At 67.3% G+C, this 2,797-nt stretch carries 5 protein-coding genes and 1 pseudogene; 4 read left to right on the top strand and 2 right to left on the bottom strand.

Annotation, left to right across the window (positions count from 1 at the left end; all coding sequences use genetic code 11):
• Window positions 1–18: 18 nt before the first annotated feature.
• Entirely contained in the window at window positions 19–258 is a 240-nt protein-coding gene (locus ACWNCF_RS02235; protein WP_449405858.1) for a hypothetical protein, read from the bottom strand.
• On the opposite strand from ACWNCF_RS02235, the pseudogene ACWNCF_RS02230 reads away from it, so the two are divergent.
• From ACWNCF_RS02230 to ACWNCF_RS02215, 4 genes and pseudogenes are all read left to right on the top strand, one after another.
• Window positions 244–834 (top strand): annotated as a pseudogene (locus tag ACWNCF_RS02230) (protein-disulfide reductase DsbD domain-containing protein); the annotation flags it as partial. The gene ACWNCF_RS02235 and the pseudogene ACWNCF_RS02230 sit on opposite strands and share 15 nt — an antisense overlap.
• A 100-nt stretch (window positions 835–934) precedes the next feature.
• Entirely contained in the window at window positions 935–1,192 is a 258-nt protein-coding gene (locus ACWNCF_RS02225; RefSeq protein WP_449405860.1) for a cytochrome c biogenesis protein CcdA, read from the top strand.
• Between the two features lie 14 nt (window positions 1,193–1,206).
• Window positions 1,207–1,404, top strand: a complete 198-nt coding sequence (locus ACWNCF_RS02220; protein ID WP_449405859.1) for a cytochrome c biogenesis protein CcdA — start codon at window positions 1,207–1,209, stop codon at window positions 1,402–1,404.
• Window positions 1,365–2,012 carry a thioredoxin family protein gene (locus tag ACWNCF_RS02215; protein WP_449405857.1) on the top strand — a complete coding sequence of 216 codons (648 nt, stop codon included), beginning with the start codon at window positions 1,365–1,367 and terminating at the stop codon, window positions 2,010–2,012. Before ACWNCF_RS02220 ends, ACWNCF_RS02215 begins: the two co-directional genes overlap by 40 nt.
• A 99-nt stretch (window positions 2,013–2,111) precedes the next feature.
• Here ACWNCF_RS02215 and ACWNCF_RS02210 read toward each other — a convergent pair whose 3' ends face one another.
• Window positions 2,112–2,597, bottom strand: a complete 486-nt coding sequence (locus tag ACWNCF_RS02210; protein ID WP_449405856.1) for a Spy/CpxP family protein refolding chaperone — start codon at window positions 2,595–2,597, stop codon at window positions 2,112–2,114.
• Window positions 2,598–2,797: the final 200 nt, after the last annotated feature.

The raw sequence follows: 2,797 nt of genomic DNA, 5'->3' as shown, positions 1-2,797 counted from the left end.
TTTTGCCTGTTACTTCGTTCAGTTACGTATTGCTAAGGTTAAAACGGAGGAGTTAGTTGGATGATCCAGCACCTGGTGTACCATGCTGATGCGTTGAGAAACCAATCTTCCGACCCATCTGCAATCCGCGCGCTTGCTGGCCGCGCTGTGCACGCTGCTGCTGGCCTGCCTCGCCTTCGTTCCCGTCGCCCGCGCGGACGACGATTTCCTGCCGCCCGAACAGGCGTTCAAGTTTTCCGCGACATGGCGGATGCGCACACGATCGTCGTGAATTATGCGATCGCCGACGGCTACTACATGTACCGCGAGCGCTTCCACTTCAGTGCGAACGGCGCGAAGTTGGGCGAGCCCGCCATCCCGCCCGGCAAGGTCAAGTTCGACGACACGTTCCAGAAGAACGTCGAGACCTATCACCACGGCGTCGAGATCCGCATCCCCGTCGAGGCCGCGGGGCCCTTCAAGCTGAACGCCAGCGGCCAGGGCTGCGCGGACAAGGGCCTGTGCTATCCGCCGCAGGACACGTCGATCCAGCTCGCGCCGGGCGGCGGCGGCGAGCCGCAGATGAGCGTCGCGCCAGGGCAGTCGCTGCCGCCCGGCCAGGGCACCTTCGCATTCCCGGGCACAGCCGCCCAGCCGGCGCCGCAAGTCGATACGCCCGCCGCGCTGGCACCGGCAGTGGCGCCGGCCGCGCAACGCGCCGCGCCTGCGCCTGCGCGCGGCGCGCCGTCCGAACTGTCCGGCATCGCGTCGCTGCTGCAGGGCGGCCGCCTGCTCGCCATCGTCCCCGCCTTCATCCTGCTGGGCCTGGGCCTCGCGTTCACGCCGTGCGTGCTGCCGATGGTGCCGATCCTGTCGTCGATTATCGTGGGCGAGGGCAGACAGGTGCACGCGCTCGCGCGGACCTTGTGTTGTCGCTCGCGTATTCAGCTCGGGCATGGCGATCGTCTACACGGCGCTCGGCGTCGCCGCCGGCCTCGTCGGCGAAGGCCTCGCGGCCGCGCTGCAGAATCCGTGGGTGCTGCTCGACGCTTCGCCTTGCTTGATCGCGGCGATGTCGCTGTCGATGTTCGGCGTGTTCCAGCTGCAGGCTGCCGGCCGCGCTGCAGACCCGCCTGGCCAGCGACTAGCGGGGCGCCAGGCGTCCGGCAAGTTGGCCGGCGTGTTCGTGATGGGCGCGCATCTCCGGCGCTGATCGTCGGCCCGTGCGTGGCCGCGCCGCTCGCGGGCGCGCTCGTGTACATCAGCCAGACGCGCGACGTCGTCGATCGGGCGGCTGCCGCCCTGTTCGCGATGGCGATCGGCATGAGCATTCCGCTGCTGCTCGATCGGGCGTGTCGGCCGGCTCGCTGCTCCCGCGTGCCGGCATGTGGATGGAGGCCGTCAAGCGTTTCTTCGGCGTGCTGATGCTCGCCATGGCCTTGTGGATGGCCGCGCCCGTGCTGCCGGGCCTCGCGCAGATGCTGCTGTGGGCCGCGCTGCTGCTGGGCTATGGCTTTTATCTGCTGCGCGGTCTCGGCAAACATGGGCATTGGGCCGGCGCGGCCCTGGGCGCGGCGTGTGTCGTGCTCGGCGCGGTCCAGCTCGTGGGCGCGGCCAGCGGCGCACGCGATCCGATTGCGCCGCTGGCCCGCTTCACGGGCGGCGCGCCGGCGCAGCGGCTCGCGTTCACGCGCATCAAGACCGTGGCCCAGCTCGACGCCGCGCTGGCCGCGACGGGCGGCCGCACGGCGCTGCTGGATTTTTATGCGGACTGGTGCGTGTCGTGCAAGGAGATGGAAAAGCTGACCTTCGTCGACCCGACCGTCAAGGCGCGGCTGGCGAATACGGTGCTGCTGCAGGTCGATGTGACGGCCAACGATGCGGATGACCGGGCGATGCTCAAGCGCTTCGGCCTGTTCGGGCCGCCGGGGATCATCATGTTCGACAAGCGGGGTACAGAGATTCCTGATAGCCGGGTGATCGGCTATCAGGACACGAACAAGTTCCTCGGTTCGCTGGCCAAGTTGCTGTAGGGTGGGCGGCCCCCGCCCACGCGCACAACGTTCGCCGGCACGGGCGGTATCGCGAACGTCGCGTATCGCCGCGTGGGCACGGGGTGCCCACCCTACCGATCAGCCGCGACGCATGCCGTGGCCGTGACCGTGGCCATGGCCATGGCCGAAGCGCGCGGCTTTCTCGTCGAACGTCTTTTTCTGGTCCGCGCTCAGACCGATAAACGTGTTCAGGGACGCCTGGCGCTGCTCGAGCGCGGCCGTGCGCTGCTTCTGCATGTCGATCATCTTCGCCATGCGTTCCGGCGCCGTCAGGTTGGCCCAGGCAGCGCGGTCGTGCTGCCGGTGTGCCTGCGGCTGCATCGACGCGACGAAGGCGTTCCAGGCGTTTTCCTGGGCCGGCGTGATCTTGAGCTCGTCGTGCAGCCTGGCGATACGCTTCGCACGGAACGCGGCGCGCTGTTCCGGCGTCGGTTTCTGGTGCTGCATGCCGTGGCGGGCCGGCGGTGCGGCCTGGTCCGTCGTTTGTGCGTGGGCGCCCAGCGCGGCGGTGCCGAGGGTCAGCGCGGACAGGGCGGTCATCAGGTATTTGCGATAGGTTTTCATCTCGTATCCTAGTCAGGGGTAAATTGACAAACAGCCAAACGTTGTCATCGTGCTCCGATCGGCGTCTATCGCGTCGTCTTCGCATGGTGTTCATCATGGCCCCGAGTTGTAAGCGCAGCGTTTCCGCTCTCTTGGTTACTTGGATTCTCCCAGGTGCTGGATCATCCAACTAACTCCTCCGTTTTAACCTTGAGCAAATG

Source organism: Massilia phosphatilytica (genome assembly GCF_977014125.1).
This window is presented reverse-complemented; position numbering and strand designations above follow the sequence as displayed.